General features: G+C 68.9%; 17 protein-coding genes. 10 read left to right on the top strand and 7 right to left on the bottom strand.

What is annotated here, in order from left to right:
- Positions 1–23: 23 nt before the first annotated feature.
- Entirely contained in the window at positions 24–893 is an 870-nt protein-coding gene (locus ABZ552_RS03430) for a helix-turn-helix transcriptional regulator (RefSeq protein ID WP_357435414.1), read from the bottom strand.
- Between the two features lie 204 nt (positions 894–1,097).
- The gene (locus ABZ552_RS03425) at positions 1,098–1,673 is read right to left on the bottom strand and encodes a DUF4282 domain-containing protein (protein ID WP_357435412.1); all 576 of its coding nucleotides are present in this window, start codon (positions 1,671–1,673) and stop codon (positions 1,098–1,100) included.
- 485 nt (positions 1,674–2,158) lie between these two features.
- Here ABZ552_RS03425 and ABZ552_RS03420 point away from each other — a divergent pair, with 485 nt between their 5' ends.
- The 3 genes from ABZ552_RS03420 (at position 2,159) to ABZ552_RS03410 (ending at position 5,952) form a co-directional block, all read left to right on the top strand.
- Positions 2,159–2,677, top strand: coding sequence for a hypothetical protein (locus ABZ552_RS03420; protein ID WP_281876734.1), 519 nt, complete (start codon positions 2,159–2,161; stop codon positions 2,675–2,677).
- Between the two features lie 198 nt (positions 2,678–2,875).
- A complete protein-coding gene (locus tag ABZ552_RS03415) occupies positions 2,876–5,062 on the top strand; it encodes a molybdopterin-dependent oxidoreductase (RefSeq protein ID WP_357435410.1) in 2,187 nt (728 codons plus the stop codon).
- A 230-nt stretch (positions 5,063–5,292) separates the two neighbouring features.
- Positions 5,293–5,952 carry a pyridoxamine 5'-phosphate oxidase family protein gene (locus tag ABZ552_RS03410; protein ID WP_281876732.1) on the top strand — a complete coding sequence of 220 codons (660 nt, stop codon included), beginning with the start codon at positions 5,293–5,295 and terminating at the stop codon, positions 5,950–5,952.
- Positions 5,953–6,245: 293 nt separating this feature from the next.
- Here ABZ552_RS03410 and ABZ552_RS03405 read toward each other — a convergent pair whose 3' ends face one another.
- The 3 genes from ABZ552_RS03405 to ABZ552_RS03395 form a co-directional block, all read right to left on the bottom strand.
- Positions 6,246–6,845: a hypothetical protein gene (locus ABZ552_RS03405; protein WP_281876730.1), complete on the bottom strand. Its 600-nt coding sequence runs from the start codon at positions 6,843–6,845 to the stop codon at positions 6,246–6,248.
- 202 nt (positions 6,846–7,047) lie between these two features.
- On the bottom strand, positions 7,048–7,329 hold the full coding sequence (locus tag ABZ552_RS03400) for a hypothetical protein (RefSeq protein WP_357435408.1): 282 nt from the start codon (positions 7,327–7,329) through the stop codon (positions 7,048–7,050).
- A gap of 360 nt (positions 7,330–7,689) precedes the next feature.
- Complete coding sequence (locus ABZ552_RS03395; RefSeq protein WP_357435406.1) at positions 7,690–8,625, bottom strand: AraC family transcriptional regulator; 936 nt, start codon at positions 8,623–8,625, stop codon at positions 7,690–7,692.
- A gap of 209 nt (positions 8,626–8,834) precedes the next feature.
- Between ABZ552_RS03395 and ABZ552_RS03390 the strand changes: the two genes are divergently transcribed.
- The gene (locus ABZ552_RS03390) at positions 8,835–9,662 is read left to right on the top strand and encodes an alpha/beta fold hydrolase (RefSeq protein ID WP_357435404.1); all 828 of its coding nucleotides are present in this window, start codon (positions 8,835–8,837) and stop codon (positions 9,660–9,662) included.
- Between the two features lies 1 nt (position 9,663).
- Here the strand turns inward: ABZ552_RS03390 and ABZ552_RS03385 are convergent, their stop codons facing one another.
- Positions 9,664–10,119, bottom strand: coding sequence for a GtrA family protein (locus tag ABZ552_RS03385; RefSeq protein ID WP_281876726.1), 456 nt, complete (start codon positions 10,117–10,119; stop codon positions 9,664–9,666).
- Between the two features lie 118 nt (positions 10,120–10,237).
- Between ABZ552_RS03385 and ABZ552_RS03380 the strand changes: the two genes are divergently transcribed.
- The 5 genes from ABZ552_RS03380 to ABZ552_RS03360 all read left to right on the top strand — a co-directional run bounded on the left by ABZ552_RS03380 (position 10,238) and on the right by ABZ552_RS03360 (position 20,019).
- Positions 10,238–11,725: an FAD-binding oxidoreductase gene (locus ABZ552_RS03380; RefSeq protein ID WP_281876725.1), complete on the top strand. Its 1,488-nt coding sequence runs from the start codon at positions 10,238–10,240 to the stop codon at positions 11,723–11,725.
- Positions 11,722–12,483, top strand: coding sequence for a decaprenylphospho-beta-D-erythro-pentofuranosid-2-ulose 2-reductase (locus ABZ552_RS03375; protein WP_281876723.1), 762 nt, complete (start codon positions 11,722–11,724; stop codon positions 12,481–12,483). Before ABZ552_RS03380 ends, ABZ552_RS03375 begins: the two co-directional genes overlap by 4 nt.
- A gap of 210 nt (positions 12,484–12,693) precedes the next feature.
- Positions 12,694–14,652, top strand: a complete 1,959-nt coding sequence (locus tag ABZ552_RS03370) for a galactan 5-O-arabinofuranosyltransferase (RefSeq protein WP_281881246.1) — start codon at positions 12,694–12,696, stop codon at positions 14,650–14,652.
- Positions 14,653–14,755: 103 nt separating this feature from the next.
- Positions 14,756–16,660, top strand: coding sequence for a glycosyl transferase (locus ABZ552_RS03365; protein ID WP_357435402.1), 1,905 nt, complete (start codon positions 14,756–14,758; stop codon positions 16,658–16,660).
- An 11-nt stretch (positions 16,661–16,671) separates the two neighbouring features.
- The gene (locus ABZ552_RS03360; RefSeq protein ID WP_357435400.1) at positions 16,672–20,019 is read left to right on the top strand and encodes an arabinosyltransferase domain-containing protein; all 3,348 of its coding nucleotides are present in this window, start codon (positions 16,672–16,674) and stop codon (positions 20,017–20,019) included.
- Positions 20,020–20,236: 217 nt separating this feature from the next.
- Here ABZ552_RS03360 and ABZ552_RS03355 read toward each other — a convergent pair whose 3' ends face one another.
- Entirely contained in the window at positions 20,237–21,169 is a 933-nt protein-coding gene (locus ABZ552_RS03355; RefSeq protein ID WP_357435398.1) for an NADP-dependent oxidoreductase, read from the bottom strand.
- Positions 21,170–21,266: 97 nt separating this feature from the next.
- Between ABZ552_RS03355 and ABZ552_RS03350 the strand changes: the two genes are divergently transcribed.
- Positions 21,267–21,668, top strand: a complete 402-nt coding sequence (locus tag ABZ552_RS03350) for a helix-turn-helix domain-containing protein (RefSeq protein WP_281876718.1) — start codon at positions 21,267–21,269, stop codon at positions 21,666–21,668.
- The last annotated feature ends 17 nt before the right edge of the window (positions 21,669–21,685 follow it).

Genomic DNA, 21,685 nt, shown 5'->3' with positions numbered 1-21,685 from the left:
TCAGCGCCGGATAGGCGTGCGCGTCAAAGCGATTTCCGGACTTCCTCGATGCGTGCGCGCGGATCGACCGCCGCCGCATCGATGCTCGCGAATGCCGATCGGAAGCGCGCGATCTCGTGTTCCTTGTCCACGTAGACCGGTCCGGTGAAGGCCTCCAGATAGACCACCGGCGGTTCGGGCGGCTCACCGGAATCGGGGAACTCCAGCAGCACGAACCGGCCCGAGGCCATGCCGTCGTGATAGCCGCAATCCCCGGGCACCAGCCGGATCCGGACGTTGGGCAACTCGGCCATCCGCAGCAGGTGATCGAGTTGCCCGGCGGTCACCTCCGGACCACCGATGCGCCGGCGCAGCACCGCCTCGTCGATCAGCGCGTCCAACTCCAGCGGCGCGTCCGGGCGGGTGACCAGCGCCTGCCTGGCCTGACGCAGGCGCACCCTGCGGTCGATCTCGTCGGCGGACAGCTCCGGGTGCGCCGCCGTACACACCGCCCGGGTGTAGCCCTCGGTTTGCAGCAGCCCCGGGACCAGCTCGTTCTCGTAGGTGAACAGCCGGCCGGCCGCCTCTTCCAGCCCGATGTAGACGTCGAAGCCCTCCGGGATCACGTCGCCGTAGGCGGTCCACCAGCCTTTGGCCTTCGTGTCGCGCGCCAACGCGCGCAGCGGTTCGAGCAGGTCGGGCGGCGCGCCGTAGACCTTGCACATCGCTTCGACATCGAGACCGCGCAGCGAGGTCTGACCGGTCTCGATCCGCCAGATCTTCGCTTCCGACCACTCCAGCTGCTGCGCGGCCACCCGGGTGGTCATCCCGGCCCGGTTGCGCAGGTCACGCAAGTGTCTGCCGAGCTGCCGCCGCGGCATGGTCGATCCGGTCGTTCCTTGCGGTAAAGCCATGCTTCCCCCCTGTTTCACCGTGCGCCGCCCCGCGAATCATGTCCGTCAGCGGTCCGGGGCGCCCTTCCCGGACACCCGAGGTGGATGTGCCGGGTATCCGAACAGCATTGTTCACAGCGAAACTCGCAGCGGTCACGGCGCGTGTCTCAGCCAGGCCGATGGCTACCGCGAGTCAAACCACTTCCGCACGGTGCGATTTCGCCCCTACCTGCGTGGGCTGCGCTTGCGGAAACGCCAGAACTGGACCGCGCGAACGTCTTCGGACAGCTGGTTGACCGGCTCCGCCACGTCCGACAACGCCTGGAACAGGTCGTCGGCCAGCTCGCTGATGTGTTCCACCCTGGTCGCCAGACGCGAGGCGTTGACCAGGAACTCGAGCATGAGGCGCACGGCGGCCGCGATGGTCAGGCCGAGCGGGACGCCCAGCATCGCGGCGAGCACCCCGAGCACCGCGGACACCCGCCATGCCGAGACCGTCAGCGTGATGGGCACGGCGACGGCGAACACCAACCCCAGGATGTAGGCGAGCGGCAAGAGCGTGCGGGTGGCCGGGCGGTGGAACTGCACGTCGACCAGGGCGCGCGCGGCCGCGGCGCTCCACTGCGCGAAGGCACGCGGACTGCGGAACGGCTCGGCGGGCTGTTCTTCGTCGGAGGCGGCTCCGGCGAAGCGCTTGGCCGCCGACTCCGTCCACGCGAGCCGGCGCTCGGCCTCGGACTCCTCGGAGTCCGCGACCGGGCGGTCCGCGGGCGCGCCGGTGTCGTGGGATTCGTCACTCATGCCAGGTCCTCCTCCACATGCGCGGGCCCTCTGTGGTCACGCCGACCGCCGCCGCGCCCGACGCTCATGCTGTGTGCGTGGTCACGCTGCGCTGCCGCCTCCGGGCCTGACCGCTCATGCTGTGTCTGTTGTCGGCATGAGCGGGGCCCTGCGTGGTTACGCTGCGCTGCCGCCTCCGGGCCTGACCGCTCATGCCGAGAATCCTTCCTGCTCGCGGCGAGCGGATCCAGCCGGAAACGCACGCCACCGGTATGTTTTCGCACCCGCGACCCCTTAGGGGCCATCCACAGCGACCTCACAGCTCCGGCGCAGCGAGTGGCCAGGTCCAGGGCCGAAAGTGGCTGCGTGGCAACCACCGCGAGCCACCTCGGGATGCCCGGCGATACGCGAACGAACCTCTCGGAAATGAGACGTAGGCGACACTCCGGAAATTTTCTCGGATAACGCGTAACACCCAAGGCGGCCCCCGCCGATACGACCCATGAATGCAGGACCCAGAGATCTACCGGGGAATGGAGAAGACAGTGCGCACCACGTTTCCGACTTCCGTCCAGGCGGCCGAGCTGACCGCCGCTGCGCAGGACTACGACCAGCGCGGGTGGACGGTCGCCGAAACGGCCAATGGTCTGAGCCTGATCACCGACGACAACGTGTCCGGCATCGAGGTCACCGGCGAACTGGCCGGCGAGGTCCGCCGCTTCCTGCGCGCGAACAACCTGTCCGGTGCGGTGATCGAGATTCCCGGCCCGGAGCGTCGCGAGATCCACCTGGTCACCGGCGTCCGCAAGGCCGCGATGGCGCTGGAGGCGCTGCGCGAGGCCGGGGCCACCGTGTACACCGACGGAGCGGGCATCCCGCTGCCGCCCACCCAGCTCTCGGCCGGTTCGGCCTGCTGGGGTGTCGCTCCCGCCGAGGCCCGCTGGGTGCCGCCGGTCGTCGCGATCGCCGCGGCCGTGCGCGCCGCCACCTCGTCGCGCCGCGCCAAGCTGACCATCGCCTGCTGAACACCCTGATCCAGTTCACCTGCTGATCGCGGGCCGGGGCCGCGCTACCCGGCCTGTTTGCGACCGGTATCCGTCCCGGCGCTCCGGATCCCCACCCCGGAGCGCCACCGGGTACCGGTCGTTTGGCATCGCGGATATCGAGCGCACGGATGTCGAGCGTTCTCTTTTCAGTTTCACGACCGGACGCCAAGATGGGGTATGGCCCCGATCACGCAATCGCGCAATCTGCTGCGGACCTGCCCGCTCTGTGAGGCGGTCTGCGGCCTGGACATCACCCTGGATCCCGACGACCACGTGACCTCGGTCCGCGGCGACCGCAGCGACCCCTTCAGCAAGGGCTTCATCTGCCCTAAAGGAGCCAGCTTCGGCCACCTCGACGAGGATCCGGACCGGGTGACCGAACCGCTGATCCGCGATCGCGCGACCGGCACTTGGCGCACCGTGAGCTGGGACGAAGCCTTCGATTACATCGCCGAACGGTTTCCCGCCGTCGTGGCCGAGCATGGGAATCAATCGGCCGCCGCCTATTTGGGCAACCCCAACGCGCACACCGTGGCGGGCACCTTGTACGTGCCGATGCTGCTGCGGGCGCTGGGCACCAAGAACATCTACTCGGCCAGCACCGCGGATCAGATGCCCAAGCAGGTGGCCAGTGGGCTGATGTTCGGTGATCCGCTGACCGTGCCGGTGCCCGACCTGGACCGCACCGATTATCTGCTGATGCTGGGGGCCAATCCGCTGGAATCGAACGGCTCGCTGTGCACCGCACCGGATTTCCCGGGCAGGCTGAAGGCGCTGCGCGGCAGGGGCGGTCGCTTCGTGGTGGTCGATCCGCGGGTGACCCGCACCGCGAAACTCGCCGACGAGCACTTGTTCATCCGGCCGGGCAGCGACGCGTATCTGCTGTTCGGCATCGTGCACACGCTCTTCGCCGAGCAATTGACCGACCTGCGCGTCGAGGTCACCGGGCTGGAGGAATTGCGTTCCGCCGCCGCCCCGTTCGATCCGGACACGGTCGCGGCACGCACTGGAGTACCCGCATCGACGATCGTGCGGCTCGCCCGTGAGCTCGCGGGGGCGCCGACCGCCGCGGTGTACGCCCGCATCGGCACCTGCACCGCGGAATTCGGCACGATCACCCAGTGGCTGGTCGAGGCGATCAACGCGCTGACCGGCAACCTCGACTCCCCCGGCGGCGCGATGTTCGCCACCGCCGCGGCCGGCGGCATCCCCCGGACCAGGCCGTTCCGCGCCGGACGCTGGACCAGCCGGGTCCGCGAATTGCCCGAGGCGATGGGCGAGCTGCCCGTCGCGACGCTCGCCGACGAGATCACCACGCCGGGCGAGGGACAGATCCGCGCCCTGGTGACGGTCGCGGGCAACCCGGTGCTGTCCGCGCCGAGCGGCGCCCGCCTGGACGAGGCGTTCGCCGAGCTCGACTTCATGGTGAGCGTGGACCGCTACGTGAACGAGACCACCAAGCACGCCGATGTGATCCTGCCTCCCCCGCGCCCCACCCAGTCCCCGCACTACGATTTCGCGCTCCTGCAGTTCGCCGTGCGCAACTACACCCGCTACTCGCGTCCGCTGGTGCCGCTGGGTGACCGGCCCTCCGAGCCCGCTGTCCTGGCTCGTCTCGCGGCCGCGCTGAACGGCAGGCCGCACGACGGCTCCGACGGGGTCGACCCGCTCACCGCCATGGACGAACTCGTCATCGCGGGTCTGCTGCACAAGGCCGGGCTGGCGGAGCGGCGGGGTGATCTGATCGGGGAGAACAGCACCGAGCAGCGCATCGACCTGATGTTGCGCCTCGGGCCGTACGGCGAATGGAACGGCGGCACGCTCAATCTGCAGGTGCTGCTGGACAATCCGCACGGCATCGACCTCGGCCCGTTGCGGCCGCGGCTGCCCGGCGTGCTGCGCACGGCGAGCGGGCGGGTGGATCTGGCCCCGCAGCCGCTGCTGGACGATGTGGCGCGCATGCGGGCGCGGCTGTCCGACGCCGCACCGGAGATCGTGCTGATCGGGCGGCGGCAGCTGCGGTCCAACAACAGCTGGATGCATAACATCGCGCCGTTGGTGAGCGGATCGAATCGCTGCACCTTGCATATCAATCCGGCCGATGTGGAGCGGCTCGGGCTCGGCGATCAGGCGGTGGTGAAATCGGCCGCCGGGACGCTGACCGTCCCGCTGGAGCCGACCGAGGCCATCATGCCCGGCGTGGTGAGCCTGCCGCATGGCTGGGGCCACGGCGACAGCGGGCAGACCGTGGCCCGCGCGCACGCGGGCGTCAATGCCAATGTGCTCACCGACGATTCGGTGGTCGACGCGCCGTCCGGAAACGCCGTGTTCAATGGGGTTCCGGTCACGCTGACCCCGGCCTGACATCCCTCGAATCGCTCCCGCAAATCCCGACCGGCCGGAAACAGTTCCGGCCGGTCGGCTTTTAGCTAATCGTCCGAAATGCTTGGTACGCACGAAAATCGGAGATATTCCAGGCCGGGATTCCGACGTTTAACCGTGCCGTTATCATCTAAAATAGATGCATCTCGGTACGACCGCGGTTCAACGTCGAGCCTGGTGGACCCCGGATTCCGGCGACCAGAGGGGCGGCGATGCCCGGCACACACAACGGCAGCCACGGTGAGCGTGAGCTGCAGGAACGGTACGGCACAGAGGATCGGGCACAGCGGTTCTACGACGACCAGGTGCTCGACCGGCTCAATCCGACGATGATCGAATTCATCGGACGGATGGATATGGCGTTCATCGCCACAGCCGACAAACGCGGCGAATGCGACGCGAGTTTCCGTGCCGGACTGCCCGGTTTCCTGCACGTGATAGACGACCGTACGATCGCCTATCCGGAATATCGTGGCAACGGCGTCATGGCCAGCCTCGGCAATATCCTGGAGAACCCGCACGTCGGGATATTGCTCATCGATTTCGTGCGCGACCTCATCGGACTGCACATCAACGGTTCGGCCCGCATCGTCGACGACCCCGCTCTCCGCGCCACCGTCACCGACCTGCCCGTCAACCACAAGGGCCGCGCCGCCCAGCAGTGGGTGGTGGTCGACGTGGAGGAAGCCTACATCCACTGCCGCAAGCACATCCCGCATCTCGTCCCCGCCCCGCGCGAACTTCGCGAGTGGGGCACCGACAACGTCCGCGCCAAGGGCGGCGACTATTTCGGGGCCAAGGCGGAAAAGAGCGAGCTCGCCGACACACCCGAGTGGCTCGGCCTCTTCGCCAGCGAATCCTCCACAACCTGAGCACCGGCCCGCCGCACGAGCGGCACACCATGGGACCTCTTCTCGGCAAATGCCGCAACCATGTACCACTCGCGGTCAGGTACGGCTGCGTACGCGACCGAATGACGCACGGCGAATTCAACCGTCACTGACCGCATCGGCCGGCACGGCCCGGCTCACCGACTCGTACGTCCGGGGAGCCGGGCTGTCTCGTCTCGCGGCGGCTACCATCCACCCATTCACGACAGCTGATCGAACTGTCGATCGCCGCGTTCCGCTACCTCGGCGAACTCGCCGTCACCGGATGAGATCGGTCAATGCCACCGATGCACGGCTGCCAGTCGCCTGACCTCGGCTTCGATCGAGTCCCTGGACATGACGTCGTGCAACCAGCGATCAACGAGCCTCGGCAACTGGCGCATCGTTGCGGCAGCGGGCGAGTCCTCGTCGTACTCCGCCATCGGGGTGGGCCAGCGTTCGGCTCCCACAATCGGGTGCACGAGATCCTCTGATATGCGGCTGGCGAAGATTGCGGCACGAACCGTGAGAGCAGCCTCTCTCGGGATCGGATTGTCGGCGATACGGACCATGAATTCGGTCGCCTGCGCGGGAAGAACCGACTGGTCTGGAGCCAACGATGAGGCCAGCCGCTCCAATTCACCGCTTACCGATTTCGGGAGAAATCGTTCTCCCGCCCAGCAGCCCTCCCGAATGAATCGGCTGTAGAGCATGACAGGAACAGTAAAGCTGTCGAACGTTCCGTCATCGAGATGGGCTCCGCTCAACCGAAGCAGCAACCCATCCACGAAGTCGCGTTCGATCGGCGACTGTCTGCGAAAATCATCCACGGCGGTGAGCGGTATATGGCCCGCCATCGCCCACCGCCACACGATCTCTCGATCGGTACCGATCACCGCCCACAGCCGATCGATGACCGCCGCTCATCCTTGACCAAGTGCACAACCTCCCCAGTCGTTCCCACGATTACCGACATCCACTCCGGCCCAGCCCTATCTCGTCGTCACCGCCTGCCACGACTCGCCCCCTCCTGCCCACGAGTGGCACACCGTGGAGATCTCTTCTCGGGCAGATGCCGCAACCATGCGCCACTCGCGGTCAGTCTTGGGTGGTGGAGGTTGCGATTTCTGGCGGGGTGGAGTGGGAGCCCGCTGGGTGGAGGAGCAGTCCGGCTATCAGTCCGGCGAGCACGACAACCGGCACCGCGACGACCTTCCAGGACCACCTGCGCTCTCGGCCGACCAGATACAGCGTTTTGATCGCCCACACCGGCAGGGACACACTCAGCAGAATCCCGCCGATCACCAGGCCGACGAGCTGATCGGGGACGGTCGCATCACCGACGAACGGCGACCATTCGAGATGAACACACAAGAGCACCGCAACACCGAGGACAGTCCCCGTCAGCGCCGCGCCACCCGGCGCGGTGGCGGTGTGCCGGGATGTATCGATCGGAACCTTCCTCCTATCCAGGACAATGGGCGTGAGCGATGACCTTATCCGGAGCCAGGTGGTTCGAGAGCGGTCGCAGCGGTACCCGACAGGATTCGCGTCGACGTCGCGTTCCTCGATTCGGCCACACCAGCGGCGTGATTCGACCGCTGATCAGCAGGAAGCGGGCCATGGCGCGGGGATGGACCTCTCTCGGAATCGGATTGTCGATGAGGCAGGGTCGCGCGCGGCCGCACGGGCTCGGGCGATCGTCAGCAGGTCTGGAAGATCGCCGAGCGCCGAACGGCGTCAGCGCCGTCGTGCTTCCTGCGGAGTCACCCCGAACCGGGCTTTGAACGCGGAGCCGAAGGCGCTGAGGGAACGGAAGCCGCTGGCGTAGGCGATGTCGGCGACGGTGCGGGCGGGCGGGGCTTCGCGGAGGCGGCGGTGCGCGCGGTCGAGGCGCTCGGCGCGGATCAACTCCGACGGTGTGGTGCCGGTGTGGTGCAAGGCCAATTGGATCTGCCGCAGGGACCAGCCCAGGCTTCGAGCGATTGCGGCCGGTGTCAGGTTCGGGTTGTCGGCGTGCCTGCGGACGTGATCCCGAACCGCGGTGTCCACCGTCGCCAGCACGGTGGGCATCGCGTTGCGGCGGCGTAGGCAAAGGGCGAGCAGATCGACGATCGTGTCACAGGCGGAGGCGAACTCGGGACCGTCGACATTCGCGCGCTGCCTGCCGAGTTCGCCGACCATGCCGGCGACGACCGAGCCCAAGCCCGATCGAAGGTCGATCAACGCAGGTCCCGCACCGACCTGGAGCGGTAGCGTGCCCGCGGGGATGTTCATCACCCACCCACGCGCAGTCAGCGGCTGGTCGAAATCCACCGGGCGTGTCTTGGTGACCACCGCGCCGTGCCCCGGTGACACCTCGGCGGTGGCGTCGTCTTGTCGAAGACGCAATATTCCGTCGGCCGGGATCATCACCCGCAGACTCTCGTCGCCGTCACGCCGGATATCCGCCCGGGTTCTGGAGTAGACGATGCTGTCCGACCAGAAGTCGATCAGCTGATAGCCCGCGTATCGCTGCACGGCCGTCGCTCCGCGGAACGAGGCCGGACTGGCGAAACGGCACTGCAAGGTGCCCTGGTTACGGCAGACGTGCTCAGCCCAGAAGTCGGCCGACTCGTGGGGCAGCACCGCGCCGGTATCGACCCGCTCCACGAGATACGGCTCGGCGATCGTCACGAGCAACCTCCCAGACCGATGTGCGCGTTTCCGTCAGAGCCGTGCACGGATCAGGTCGAGCGCGCAACGGTCCACGCCTAACGTGAGTCCGATCGTACCGATCACCGCCCCGGACGCCGGTGCGTCGTAGCCGGGCGGAACCCGTCACCGTGTGCGGGAACCTACGGCGCGAACTCGCGCGGACCCGCCGCTCACCGCAAGGAATGCTCATGGACCGCAGGCATATTCACATACCCACCCGGCTGGGGCTGCTGCACGTCGTCCTGACCGGCAGCGGGCATCCGATCGTGATGTGGCCGAGCCTTCTCATGGACGCTGCCCTTTGGGATGCCCAAGTCGACTATTTCGCAGGGGATTTCCTGACCATCGCGGTCGACCCGCCCGGACACGGGCGGTCCAGCCGCCTCGGACGGCCCTTCACGTTCGACGAGTGCGCCGCGTGCGTCGTCGACATCCTCGATCAGCTGGGACTACCGCGGACCCATTTCCTCGGGAACTCCTGGGGCGCCATGATCGGCGGCACCTTCGCCGCCGAATTCCCCGACCGCATCGAATCCGCGATCCTGATGAACGGCACGGCGTCATCGGCCCCGCTCGCGCAGCGGACGCAGTATCGGATGCTCTTGATGACGATCCGCATTCTCGGCGGGATTCGGCCGCCGCTCACCGGATCGGTGGTCCGGGCATTCCTCGGTCCGACGACCGAACGAACGCGCCCGCAGGTCATCCGGCAGGTCCTCGACGTCGCCCGCCGCAATGATCCGGCGTCGCTCGTGCACGCTGTCCGATCCGTGGTGATCGACCGCCCGGACCAGCGCGACCTCTTCTCCTCGATTACCTGTCCCACGCTGGTCGTCGGAGGTCGCGAGGACCGTACCTTTCCCGTACCCGAACTCCAGGTGATGGCGGACGCCATCCCCGGCTCGCAGCTCCTGGTCCTCGACGGAGCCGCACACCTCGCGGCCGCCGAGGTCCCCGACGAAGTGAATCGCCTGGTCGGAGCCTTCCTGGCCGACCGAGCCGCGACGAGCGGATAGCTCAGCGGATCTTGAAGATCACCAAGCGCTGGACGACGAAGTTGATGACGGTGGCGGTGCCCTGGGCGATGACGAAGGCCAGGGGCTGGCGCCACCACTCGCCGGGGAGGGTGAAGTAGAGCAGGTTGTTGATGCCGACCTGCACCGCGAAGGTCACCGCGTAGAGCGCGACGACCGCCAGGAAGCGGATGCGGCTGGGCGCGGCCTGGAAGGTCCAGCGGCGATTGATCAGATAGGCGGTCGTGGTGCCCGCCACGAAGCCGATGGACTTGGCGACGCCGACCGGGAGACCGACCAGGTTGAGCAGCAGGCTGTAGAGCCCGTAGTCGACGACGGCAGAGAACCCGCCGGTGAGGGTGAACCGGACGATCTGCGTCTTGAGGTCGACATCACTGCCGGCAGGCTCGTCGACCAGCGGCAACTCCGCCGGAAGCGGCAGGTGGGGTTCGGCTTGCACGCCGACGAGCGTAGCGTCGAACCGGCGAAGGCAGTGATTCGGTTCTAAACCGATGAGTTCGTCACTACCCATGGGTAGAGCGACCCCGCTCCCATCTGCCGTCATACCTGTAGCCTCTATGCCGATGTCCACGAAAGCTCCGACCGCCACCAAGACAACCGGGAACGACAAAGGCGCCGGCGTCGCGAACGACGGCCCGGCCGCGGGCACCGCGTTCACTCTTCCGACGCGCACCCGTACGTTGACCGGGTGGGGTCGCACCGCACCCACCTCTTCCGAAGTGCTCTCGACCAGCGATCCCGAACTGATCGCCAAGGCAGTCGCCATGGTCGCCGAGGACAACGACGGCAAGCCCGCCCACCTGCGGCGCGGCGTGATCGCCCGCGGCCTCGGCCGCTCCTACGGCGACCACGCGCAGAACGCGGGCGGCCTGGTCGTCGACATGACCGCGCTGAACAACATCCACCGCATCGACCGCGACACCCGCATCGTGGACGTGGACGGCGGCGTCAGCCTGGACCAGCTCATGAAGGCCGCGCTGCCGTTCGGGCTCTGGGTTCCGGTGCTGCCCGGCACCCGCCAGGTGACCATCGGCGGCGCGATCGCCTCCGACATCCACGGCAAGAACCATCACAGCGAGGGCAGCTTCGGCAACCACGTGCGCTCGATCGATCTGCTCACCGCCGACGGGCAGGTGCAGCACATCACCCCCAAGCGCAACGCCAAGCTGTTCTGGGCGACCGTCGGCGGCAACGGGCTCACCGGCATCATCCTGCGCGCCACCATCGAGATGGTGCCCACGGAGACCGCCTACTTCCTCAACGACGGCGTGAAGACCACGACGCTCGACGAGACCATCGCCGCGCACAGCGACGGCAGCGAGGCGAACTACACCTACTCGAGCGCCTGGTTCGACGTGATCAGCCCGCTGCCCAAGCTGGGCCGGGCCACGATCACCCGGGGCAGGCTGGCCAAGCTCGACGAGCTGCCCAAGCGGCTGCGCAGCAAACCGCTGAAGTTCGACGCGCCGCAGCTGATGACCGTCCCGGACATCTTCCCGAACTGGACGATGAACAAGCTCACGCTGATGTCCATCGGCGAGGCGTACTACCGGATGGGCGGCAACTACACCGGCAAGGTGCAGAACCTGACGCAGTTCTATCACCCGCTGGACATGATCGCGGAGTGGAACCGCGGCTACGGCTCCAACGGCTTCCTCCAGTACCAGTTCGTGGTGCCCACCGAGGCCGTCGAGGAGTTCAAGCGGATCATCGTCGACATCCAGGCCTCGGGGCACTACTCGGCGCTGAACGTGTTCAAGCTGTTCGGCCCGGGCAACCAGGCCCCGCTGAGCTTCCCCATGCCGGGCTGGAACATCTGCGTCGACTTCCCGATCAAGCCGGGCCTCAACGAGCTGGTCGGCGAGCTGGACCGGCGGGTGCTCGAGTTCGGCGGGCGGCTGTACACCGCGAAGGACTCGCGGACCACCGCCGAGACCTTCCACAAGATGTATCCCCGGATCGACGAGTGGATCAAGGTCCGTCGTAGCGTCGACCCCACAGGCGTATTCATGTCCGATATGGCGAGAAGGCTGGAGCTGCAGTGATCAATGCCGTTGGCAACCCCCAGTCGATTCTGCTGCTGGGTGGCACCTCGGAGATCGGCTTGGCGATCTGCGCGGAGTACCTGAAGAAGGGCCCCGCGCGCGTCACCCTCGCGGCACTGCCCGGTGACCCGCTGCGCGAGGACGCGGTCGCCCAGATGAAGGCGGCGGGCGCGAGCCAGGTCGACGTCATCGACTTCGACGCGCTCGACACCGAAAGCCACCCGAAGGTGATCGACGCCGCCTGGGACGCGGGCGACGTGGACGTCGCGATCGTCGCCTTCGCCCTCGACGGCGATCCCGAGGAGCTGTGGCAGAACCAGGGCAAGGCGGTGCGGGTCGCCCAGATCAACTACACCGCGGCGGTCTCCGTCGGCGTGCTGGTGGGCGAGAAGATGAAGGCGCAGGGCTTCGGGCGGATCATCGCGATGTCCTCGGTCGCCGGTGAGCGGGTGCGGCGCTCGAACTTCGTCTACGGGTCGACCAAGGCCGGTCTGGACGGGTTCTACCTCGGGCTCGGCGAAGCGCTGCGGCCGCACGGCCCGCGCGTGCTGGTGATCCGGCCCGGCATGGTGCGCACCAAGTTCTCGGCGCACGTCAAAGAGGCTCCGCTCACCGTCGACAAGGAAGACGTCGCCGCGCTGGCGGTCGCGGCCTCGCAGCGGGGTAAGGAGCTGGTCTGGGCGCCGGGAGCCTTCCGCTACGTGATGATGGTGCTGCGGCACGTCCCGCGCGCGATCTTCCGCAGACTGCCGATCTGACTTCGGCGAACGAGCTCGGTGCCCGCGTGATCGGTGATCGCGCGGGCACCTATCGTCTGACGGAGTGGACCCTGTGAACCCCGGAGGCGCCATGCGAGTAATCCAGTGCGACGAGCGCGGAGCGGTCCGTTGAGCACGGCGACGGCGACGGACGAAGCGCCGCCGCGGCCCGCCGATCCGGCCCCGGCGCCGGGGCGGAAGTCGCTGGCGGTGCGGCAGATCGTCGCGGGCGCCGGCGAGGCCGCGCTCGCGGCGCTCGTCGCCGCGCTGGTGGCCGCCGTCGGGCTCGTCGCGTTCTCGCTGGTGCAGTGGCCCGCCTTCAACTCCTCGAACGTGACGCGCGCGCTCACCACCGTGGGGCAGGTGGGCGCGGCGGTCCTGCTCGCCGTCGCCATCGCGCTGCTGCGGCTGCACAAGTGGCCCTGGGTCGCGAAACTACTGTCCTGGGTCGGTCTTTCGACGTTCGTCACGTTCACGCTCGGCATGCCGCTGGCGGCGACGAAGCTGTATCTGTTCGGCGTCTCGGTGGATCAGGAGTTCCGCACCGAGTTCCTCACCCGGCTCACCGATTCCGCCGCGCTGCGCGATATGACGTACGCGGATCTGCCGTCGTTCTATCCCGCCGGCTGGTTCTGGATCGGCGGGCGAGTGGGGAATCTGCTCGGGCTGGACGGCTGGGAAGTGTTCAAGCCGTACGCTATCGGCTTCCTCGCGGTGGCCGCGGTCGTCGCGCTGGTGCTGTGGTCGCAGCTGATCCGCGCGGACTGGGCGGTGGGCGTCGCGGCGGCGAGCACGGCGGTCACCCTGGCCTACGCCGCGCCCGAGGCGTACAGCGCCGTCATCGTGCTGCTGCTACCGCCCGCGCTGGTGCTCGCCTGGGGGGCGCTCTACCGGCCCCTGGAGGACGTGCGGCAGGCCGCGGGCACCGAGCAGCGCACCGCTGGTGGGTGGGGCGCGGTCGTCGGGGCCGGACTGTTCCTCGGCTGGGCGGCCACGTTCTACACCCTCTACTTCCTCGTGGCTGCCTTCGCGGTCGCCTTGATGGGTCTGCTGGCGGCCTTCCTGGCGGTGCGTGCGCAGCGCGCCGCCGATCATCCGCGGCGCGCTCGCACGACAACGAACGCGAGCCGCCCGGCCTGGCGCGCGGCGGTGGCGCCGCTGGTCCGGCTCATGGTGATCGCGGTGATCGCCGGGCTGGTCGCGCTCGTCGTGTGGGCGCCATACCTGGCGAAGGCGCTGCGCGGCGCGACCGCGAGCTCCGGAACCGCCTTGCACTACCTGCCGGAGTCAGGAGCGGAACTGCCCCTGCCGATGTTCCAGTTCTCCCTGCTCGGTGCCTTGTGCCTGCTCGGCACGATCTGGCTGGTACTGCGTGGCGCGTCGTCGCGGCGGGCGCAGGCGCTGGGCATCGGGGTGGCGGCGATCTACCTGTGGACGCTGCTGTCCATGGTGGCGACCGCCGCGGGCACCACGCTGCTGTCGTTCCGGCTGGAGCCGGTGCTGCTGGTGCTGTTGTCGGTCGCGGGAGCGTTCGGGTTCGTCGAGGGGGCGCGCGCGATCTACCAGGCGTTGAACGAGCCCGCCCGGTTCCGGCTCGTGGCGATCGTCGTCGCGACAGTCGGCGCGCTGGCGTTCGCGCAGGACATCCCGCATGTCCTGACTCCGGAGATCACCACCGCGTACACAGACACCGACGGTGACGGAAATCGGGCCGACAAACGGGCCGCCTCGGCGGTGTCGCACTACCGCGAGGTGGACGAGGCGCTCATCGCGCAGACCGGGCGGCCGCGCTCGGAGACGGTGGTGCTCACCGCCGACACCAGCTTCCTTTCCTTCTACCCCTACTTCGGCTTCCAGGCGCTCACCTCGCACTACGCCAACCCGCTCGCCGATTTCGCGGGCCGCGCGGAGACCATCAAGAGCTGGAGCGACCTGAAGACGTCGCAGGAGTTGCTCGACGCGCTGGCGGCGAGCCCGTGGCGCGCGCCGGACGCGTTCCTGTTCCGGCGCAACGGCGACGCCTACACCTTGCGGCTGGCCGAGGACGTCTATCCGAACGATCCGAATGTCCGGCGTTATTCGGTGAGCTTTCCCAAGGAACTGTTCGCCGACCCGCGTTTCACCACCACGAACATCGGTCCGTTCACGCTGGTCACCCTCCACCGCTGACATCACGGCGGTTGAACTCGCGCGGAGTGGATACCCCTCTCGTTTGTCGGTCCACGCACAGCGTGGTGGGTACGCCAGGACGCTGTGGAGGAGTGATGCGCGGGTGACACGGGCACAGGACGTCGAGACCGGCTCGGTGACGGAATCGACGTCGGTCGCGGTCGCGACGGAAGAAGCGACGGCGGCCGGGGTGCTCACCGGTCCCGCGCGTACCCGGTGGCTCCCCCGGTTTCGGGACCGTGGCGCCGATCTGCTCGTCGGCGTCGGTTACCTGACGCTGGCCGCGGTGGTGCTGTCGGGTCAGTGGCGCGACACCGACAGCGGCTACCTGGTCAAGAGCGGTCAGGACCAGACGATGTGGGAATGGTTCTTCGCCGTCACCGCGCACTCGGTGGAGACGATGCGCAACCCGCTCGGCACCGACCTGCAGAACTTCCCCGCCGGCGTGAACATGATGGCCAACACGGCCATGTTCGGCGTCGGCGTGCCGCTGACGCCGGTCACCTTGCTGTTCGGGCCCACCGTCACGTTCGTGCTCGTGCTCACCGCAGGTCTGGGCGGGACGGCGTTCGCCTGGTACCGGTTGTTCGCCCGCGAGCTCGTCCGGTCCCGGGTCGCGGCGGTGCTCGGCGGGCTGTTCTGCGGTTTCGCGCCCGGGATGATCTCGCACGCCAACGCGCACCCGAACTTCGTCGTGCTGCTGTTGCTTCCGATCATCGCGGGACGGCTGATCCGGATGGCGCGGCGAGCGGGCGGGGCGGAACCGGAACGGCCGCGCGGGCGGGTGCGCGACGCGGTCGTCCTCGGCCTGCTGGTCGCCATGCAGATCGCGCTCGGCGAGGAACCGCTGTTGATCTTCGCCCTCGCGTTCGGGCTGTTCGCCTTCGTCTACTACCTGCACACTCCGCGCGTCGCGCTGCACGTGACGCGTGCGCTCGCCCCTACCCTCGTGCTGGCCGCGGTGATCACGCTGGCGCTGGCGGAGATCCCGCTGTGGTGGCAGTTCTTCGGTCCGCAGAGCTACCGGTCGATCGACCACGGGCCGATGGGCAACGATCTGGAAGCGCTGGTGCAATTCCCGTCCGAATCGCTGGGCGGCGTGTTCGCTCCCGGGCAGAACGTGGCGATCAACCCGACCGAGCAGAACGCGTACTTCGGCTGGCCGCTGCTGCTCCTGGCGGTATTCACCGTGGGACTGCTGTGGCGCGAGCGGGTGGTGCGGGCCGCTAGCGCGGTGATCGCGGTCTTCGGGGTGCTGTCCCTGGGCGCGGTCGCCACGATCGGCAAGCGGCCGACCGGCGTCGAACTGCCGTGGCGCTGGGCCGAGCACGTTCCGCTGCTGAACACGGTGCTGGAGAGCAGACTCAGCATGGCCGCGATCCCGGCCATCGCGGTCGTGCTCGCTTCGGCCACCGAACGCGCGGTGACGACCTGGACGCAGTCGGCGGTGGACTGGAAGCCGCTCGCGTGGTTCGGCGCGGTCACGTGTGCCCTGCTGCCGTTGATCCCGACCATCCTGCCGGTGGTCGAGCGGACGCCCACACCGGATTTCTTCGCCGACGGCGCCGTCCGCCGCTACGTCGGCGACGGCTCGGTGGTGCTGGTGCCGCCACCCCGGCCGCCCGACGCACGGGCGCTGCGCTGGCAGGCCGACGCCGAGTTCTCCTTCCCGCTGGCGGGTGGCTACTTCGTCGGGCCGACCGGTACGACGAAGAAAGGGATCTACGGCCCCGAGGCCCGCCCGACCGCCACGCTGCTGGTGCAAGCGCAGGACACGGGAGTGGTTCCGCCGATCGACGCGGGCGCGCGCGCTCGGGCGCTGGACGACCTGCGATTCTGGCGCGCCGACGTCCTGGTGCTGCCCGCGACGAAGAACGGCGAGGTGCTGCGGGAGACCGTCACGCAGCTGTTCGGATTCACGCCGACGCGGGTGTCGGACGTCTGGTTGTGGGACGTCCATACGCTGCGCTCGTCGGGGGCAGTCGGGATCACACCGGACGGTAGCTAGCATCAACCACCGTGCGACCGGACCGATCTTCTCGAGCGTTCACCCGTATCCGCTTGATCGCCCTCCTCTCCGGGCTTCTCGGATTCCTGCTGGCATTGCTGACCCCGATCCTGCCGGTGCGGCAAGACCGAGCGAGTCTGGACTGGCCCGAGTCCGGCGCCGCGAGTGTGGCCGCGCCGCTGGTGTCCTACGAGCCGCTACGGTTGCGCGCGACGCTGCCCTGCTCGCTGGCCGGCGAACTCGGCACCGGGGGCACGATGCTGTCCACCGTCCCGGTCGCGTCGGGCCAGGCGGCGACCAAGGGACTGGTGGTCTCGGTCGCCGACGGCGCACTCTCGGTGGTACTGCGCGACATTCCGCTGCTGTCCGCGCCACTGGCCGAGGTCGGGTCCTGCGCGACGATCGGCATCGAGTCCGACGCCGCCGCGACGACCGTGGAACTCACCGGCGTGAACCGCCAGGACGGCACGCCGTTCCGGACCACGATCGGCCGGGACATCCGGCCGCAGTTGGTCGGTGTGTTCACCGACCTGGCCGCCGATCGGCTCGCCGGAGCGCGGGTGCACGCGGATATCGACTCGCGTTTCTCCTCCTCGCCCACGCCGCTGAAGCTGGCCGCCATGATCGCCGCCGCCGTGTTCACGCTGATCGCACTCGTCGCACTGCATCTGCTGGACACCGCAGACGGGCGCAAAGCGCGGCGGTTCCTGCCCGCGCACTGGTGGCGGGTCACCCCCGCGGACGGCGTCGTGCTCGGCACGCTGGCGCTGTGGCATGTCATCGGGGCGAACACCTCCGACGACGGCTACATCCTGAACATGGCGCGCGCCTCCGAGCACGCGGGCTACATGGCGAACTACTACCGCTGGTTCGCGGTCCCGGAGGCTCCGTTCGGGTGGTCCTACGAGGTGCTGGCGTGGATGGCCAGGATCTCCGACGCCAGCCTGTGGATGCGCCTGCCCACACTGCTGGCCGGGGTCGTCTGCTGGCTGGTGATCAGCCGGGAGGTGTTGCCGCGCCTCGGCGCACGGGTGCGGCGCAACAAGGTGGCGCTGTGGACGGCGGGGCTGGTGTTCCTCGCGTTCTGGCTGCCCTACGACAACGGTCTGCGGCCCGAGCCGCTGATCGCGGCGGGCGCGCTGCTCACCTGGTGCTCGATCGAACGCGCCATCGCGACCGGACGGCTGCTGCCCGCCGCGGCGGCCGTGCTCATCGCCGCCTTCTCGCTCGCGGCGGGCCCCACCGGCCTGATCTGCATCGCGGCGCTGATCGCCGGGTCCCGGCCGGTGCTGCTGATCATCGTCAAACGGGCGCGCGGGGCGGTCCCGGTCCGGACCGGGCCCGACGCGGACGCGGCCGCCGCCGGTTCCGCCGAAGCCGCGGCCGCGGTGAACGCTCCCGCGAAGGTGCGCGAGCCGTCCCGGGCGGGCGCGGTGTTCCGGTTCGCCGCGCTGCTGGCCCCCGGCCTGGCCGCGGGCACGCTGGTGCTCGTGGTGATCTTCGCCGACCAGACCCTCGCGACGGTGCTGGAAGCGACCCGGGTCCGCACGATCGTGGGCCCGAACGTCGCGTGGTTCGACGAGCGCACCCGCTGGGACTCGCTGCTCATGCTCTCGCCGGACGGATCGCTGGCGCGGCGGTTCGGCGTCCTGGTGATGCTGCTGTGCCTGCTGGTCTGCGTGCTGCAGGTGCTGCGTAAAGGCCGGATTCCCGGCACCTCGCGCGGACCGTCGGTGCGCATTCTCGGCATCGTGTTCGCGTCGCTGTTCCTGATGATGTTCACCCCCACCAAGTGGACGCACCACTTCGGCGTGTACGCCGGACTGGCCGGATCGCTGGCCGCGCTCGCGGCGGTCGCGGTGGGCACCACCGGCATCCGCTCGCCACGCAATCGCGCGCTGTTCGCCGCCGCCGTGCTGTTCCTGCTCGCCGTGACCTTCACCGGCTCCAACGGGTGGTGGTACGTGTCCAGTTACGGTGTCCCGTGGTGGGACAAGGCGCCGCTGATCGCGGGCAAGGGACTGTCCACGCTGTTCCTCGGGCTCAGCGGCGTGGCGCTGCTGGTGGCCATCTGGCAGCACTACCGGGAACCGTACCGGCGCGAAAGCGTTGCCGCGCCGCGCCGTTTCGATCGGTGGGCGTCGGCGCCGCTGACCGTGGCGGCCGCCCTGCTGGTGATCTTCGAGGTCGCCTCGCTCGCCAAGGCCGCGGCCACGCAGTACCCCGCGTACTCGATCACCAAGTCGAACGTGGAATCCGTCGGCGGGGACGCCTGCGCGCTGGCGAACGAGGTGCTGGTGGAGACCGACACCGCCGATTCGCTGCTGCGACCCTTCACCGGGTCGCCCGCGGACGGATTGGCCGCGCAGAACAAGGGATTCACGCCGAACGGCGTGGCGCGCGACCTGACCGCCGACGCCGAGGAGACGGTCACCGGCGGCGCGAACTCGGTCGACAAGGACTCCGAGAACAAGACCACCAAGACGACCGGCGCGGGCACCGGAGGCGGCACCACCGAACAGGCGGGCGTCAACGGCAGCACCGTCGCGCTGCCGTTCGGCCTCGACCCGGCGAAGACCCCGGTGCTGGGCAGCTACCAGGAGGGCGAGCAGCAGCAGGCCGAGCTCACCACCCAGTGGTACCGGCTGGACCTGACCGACAGCATGCGCCACGATCCCTCCTACCAGGTGCTCGCGATCACCGCGGCGGGCCGGATCCGGTCGGTGGACGACGACGGGGTGCTCACCTACGGACAGGAACTGCACCTGGAGTACGGCGTCCGCGGCCCGGACGGCGAGGTACGCACCCTCGGCTCGATCGATCCGCTGGACATCGGCCCCGCGCCGTCCTGGCGCAACCTGCGGGTGCCGCTGGACCGGCTGCCCGGGGAAGTGAACGCCGTGCGACTGGTCGCGGTGGACAACGACATCACGCCCAAGCAGTGGCTGGCCGTCACCCCACCCCGGCTGCCGAAGCTCGCCACGCTGAATTCCGTGGTCGGTTCCACGGATCCGGTGCTGCTCGACTGGCACGTCGGCCTGGCTTTCCCGTGCCAGCGGCCGTTCGACCACAAGGACGGCGTCGGCGAGATCCCGCGCTGGCGCATCCTGCCCGACCGGGTCGGCTCCGACGCCTCCAACGCCTGGCAGGACGACATCGGCGGTGGTCCCCTCGGCTGGACCGGCCTGCTGCTGAAGTCCCAGACCGTCCCCGCCTACCTCGACCACGACTGGTCCCGCGACTGGGGCTCCCTCGAGCGCTTCACCCCCTACGACCCGAAGGCCACTCCTGCCACCATCCACGTCACTCCTCAAAACCGCACCGGCCTGGACACCGACGATCCCATCCGTGTCCGTTGACCGCGCCGTGGGACGCACCCATGCCGCGCCCCACGCGAGAATGGGTGCGCAGACACCCGGAACAAACCTGTCCGCGACTGCAACGCGTCTTGGCTTACGTTCCTGGCGGGCGAACCGCAGTCGCGGACGTCGGAACGTTCCACCACTCGATGTCCACGAGCGGCAGACGGTGAAGAGGGCCGCTCGCGCTTCTCGGCAGCGGTGTGTCCCTCGCGGGCTACGGGGTGAGGACGAGGCGGCCGCGTAGGCCACCTGCGGCCAGGCGTTTGTGGGCGGCTTCGACGGAGGTGAGGGGGAGGGTTTCGGCCACGCGGAGGGTGAGTTCACCCGCGTCGACGTGGGCCACCAGCCGGTCGAGTTGTCGCCGGTCGGCGCGGACCAGGACCGTGTGTACGGTGGTGCCGCGCAATGGGATCGGCGTGTTCGGGACGCTGATCGACACGAACCGCCCGCCGCCGCGCACCGCCGCCAGCGTCGCGGGGCCGAGCGCGGCCGCGTCCAAGGCGGCGTCGACTCCGCCGGGGACGAGGGCGCGGACGGCATCCGGCAGGGACGCCTGCCGCGGAACGAAATCGGTGGCGCCCAAAGCGCGGACCGTGTCCTCGTCAGCGGGCGAGGCCGACGCGATCACCCGGATACCGCGCGCCGCAGCGAGTTCGACGGCGAAGCCGCCGACCGCGCCCGCCGCGCCGGTCACCAGCAGGGTGTCGGTGGACGCTAGGTCCAGCGCGTCGAGGGCCTGTATCGCGGTGAGGCCGTTGAGCGGGATGGTGGCCGCTCGCACCGGGGACACCGAAAGCGGAGCGGGCGCGACATTTCCGGTTTCCAGGACCACGTAATCGGCCTGCGCGCCGAAGGACACGTCGAGCCGGTCGCTGATGCCGATCACCGCCTGCCCCACCGTGAACTCCGTGACGCCCGCGCCGAGCGCGTCCACCGTGCCGGCGACGTCCCAGCCGACGCCCCACTGGTCGCGCGGCGCGGCGAACGGCGTGCCGCCGACGCCCGCCCGCACCATCAGGTCGACCGGATTCACCGTCGCCGCCGCGACCGCGATGCGTATCGCGCCCGGACCGGGTTGCGGCGTCGGCGCTTCCACGATCTCCGCCACGGCTTTCGGTCCCGGCCGGCGGACAACTACTGCTCGCATGACATTCCTCCCTTTCGGCTACGCCCAACGTACGAAGAACTACTATCTGTTGGGTAGTAGTTACCCGAAGGTGCGTTAGAGGTGGCGAGGTACCCAGATGGCGACGAAAACCGCGGCGCAACACCGTGAGCTGGCCAAACAGCATTACGACGCGTATATCGCCGAGTGCCCGACCCGGCAGCTGCTGGACCGGATCAGCGACAAATGGGTGAGCCTGATCCTGGCCGCGCTCGCCGATGGCCCACGCCGCTACGCCGAACTGAACCGGATCATCGCGGGCGTGAGCCCCAAGATGCTCACCCAGACGCTGCGCGGACTGGAACGCGACGGCTTGCTGGAGCGGCGTGTCACGGCGGAAGTGCCGGTCCGAGTCGACTACGAACTCACCCCGCTCGGCCACAGCCTCCAGCCGGTCATGAGCGCCGTCAAAGCGTGGGCGGAGGCACGCATGGACGATGTCCTCGCCGCGCGGGCGCACTACGACAGTAACCGGCAGTAAACCGGTTGTACGGTATG

Source organism: Nocardia sp. NPDC019219 (genome assembly GCF_040632645.1).
Classification (GTDB): domain Bacteria; phylum Actinomycetota; class Actinomycetes; order Mycobacteriales; family Mycobacteriaceae; genus Nocardia; species Nocardia sputorum.
This window is presented reverse-complemented; position numbering and strand designations above follow the sequence as displayed.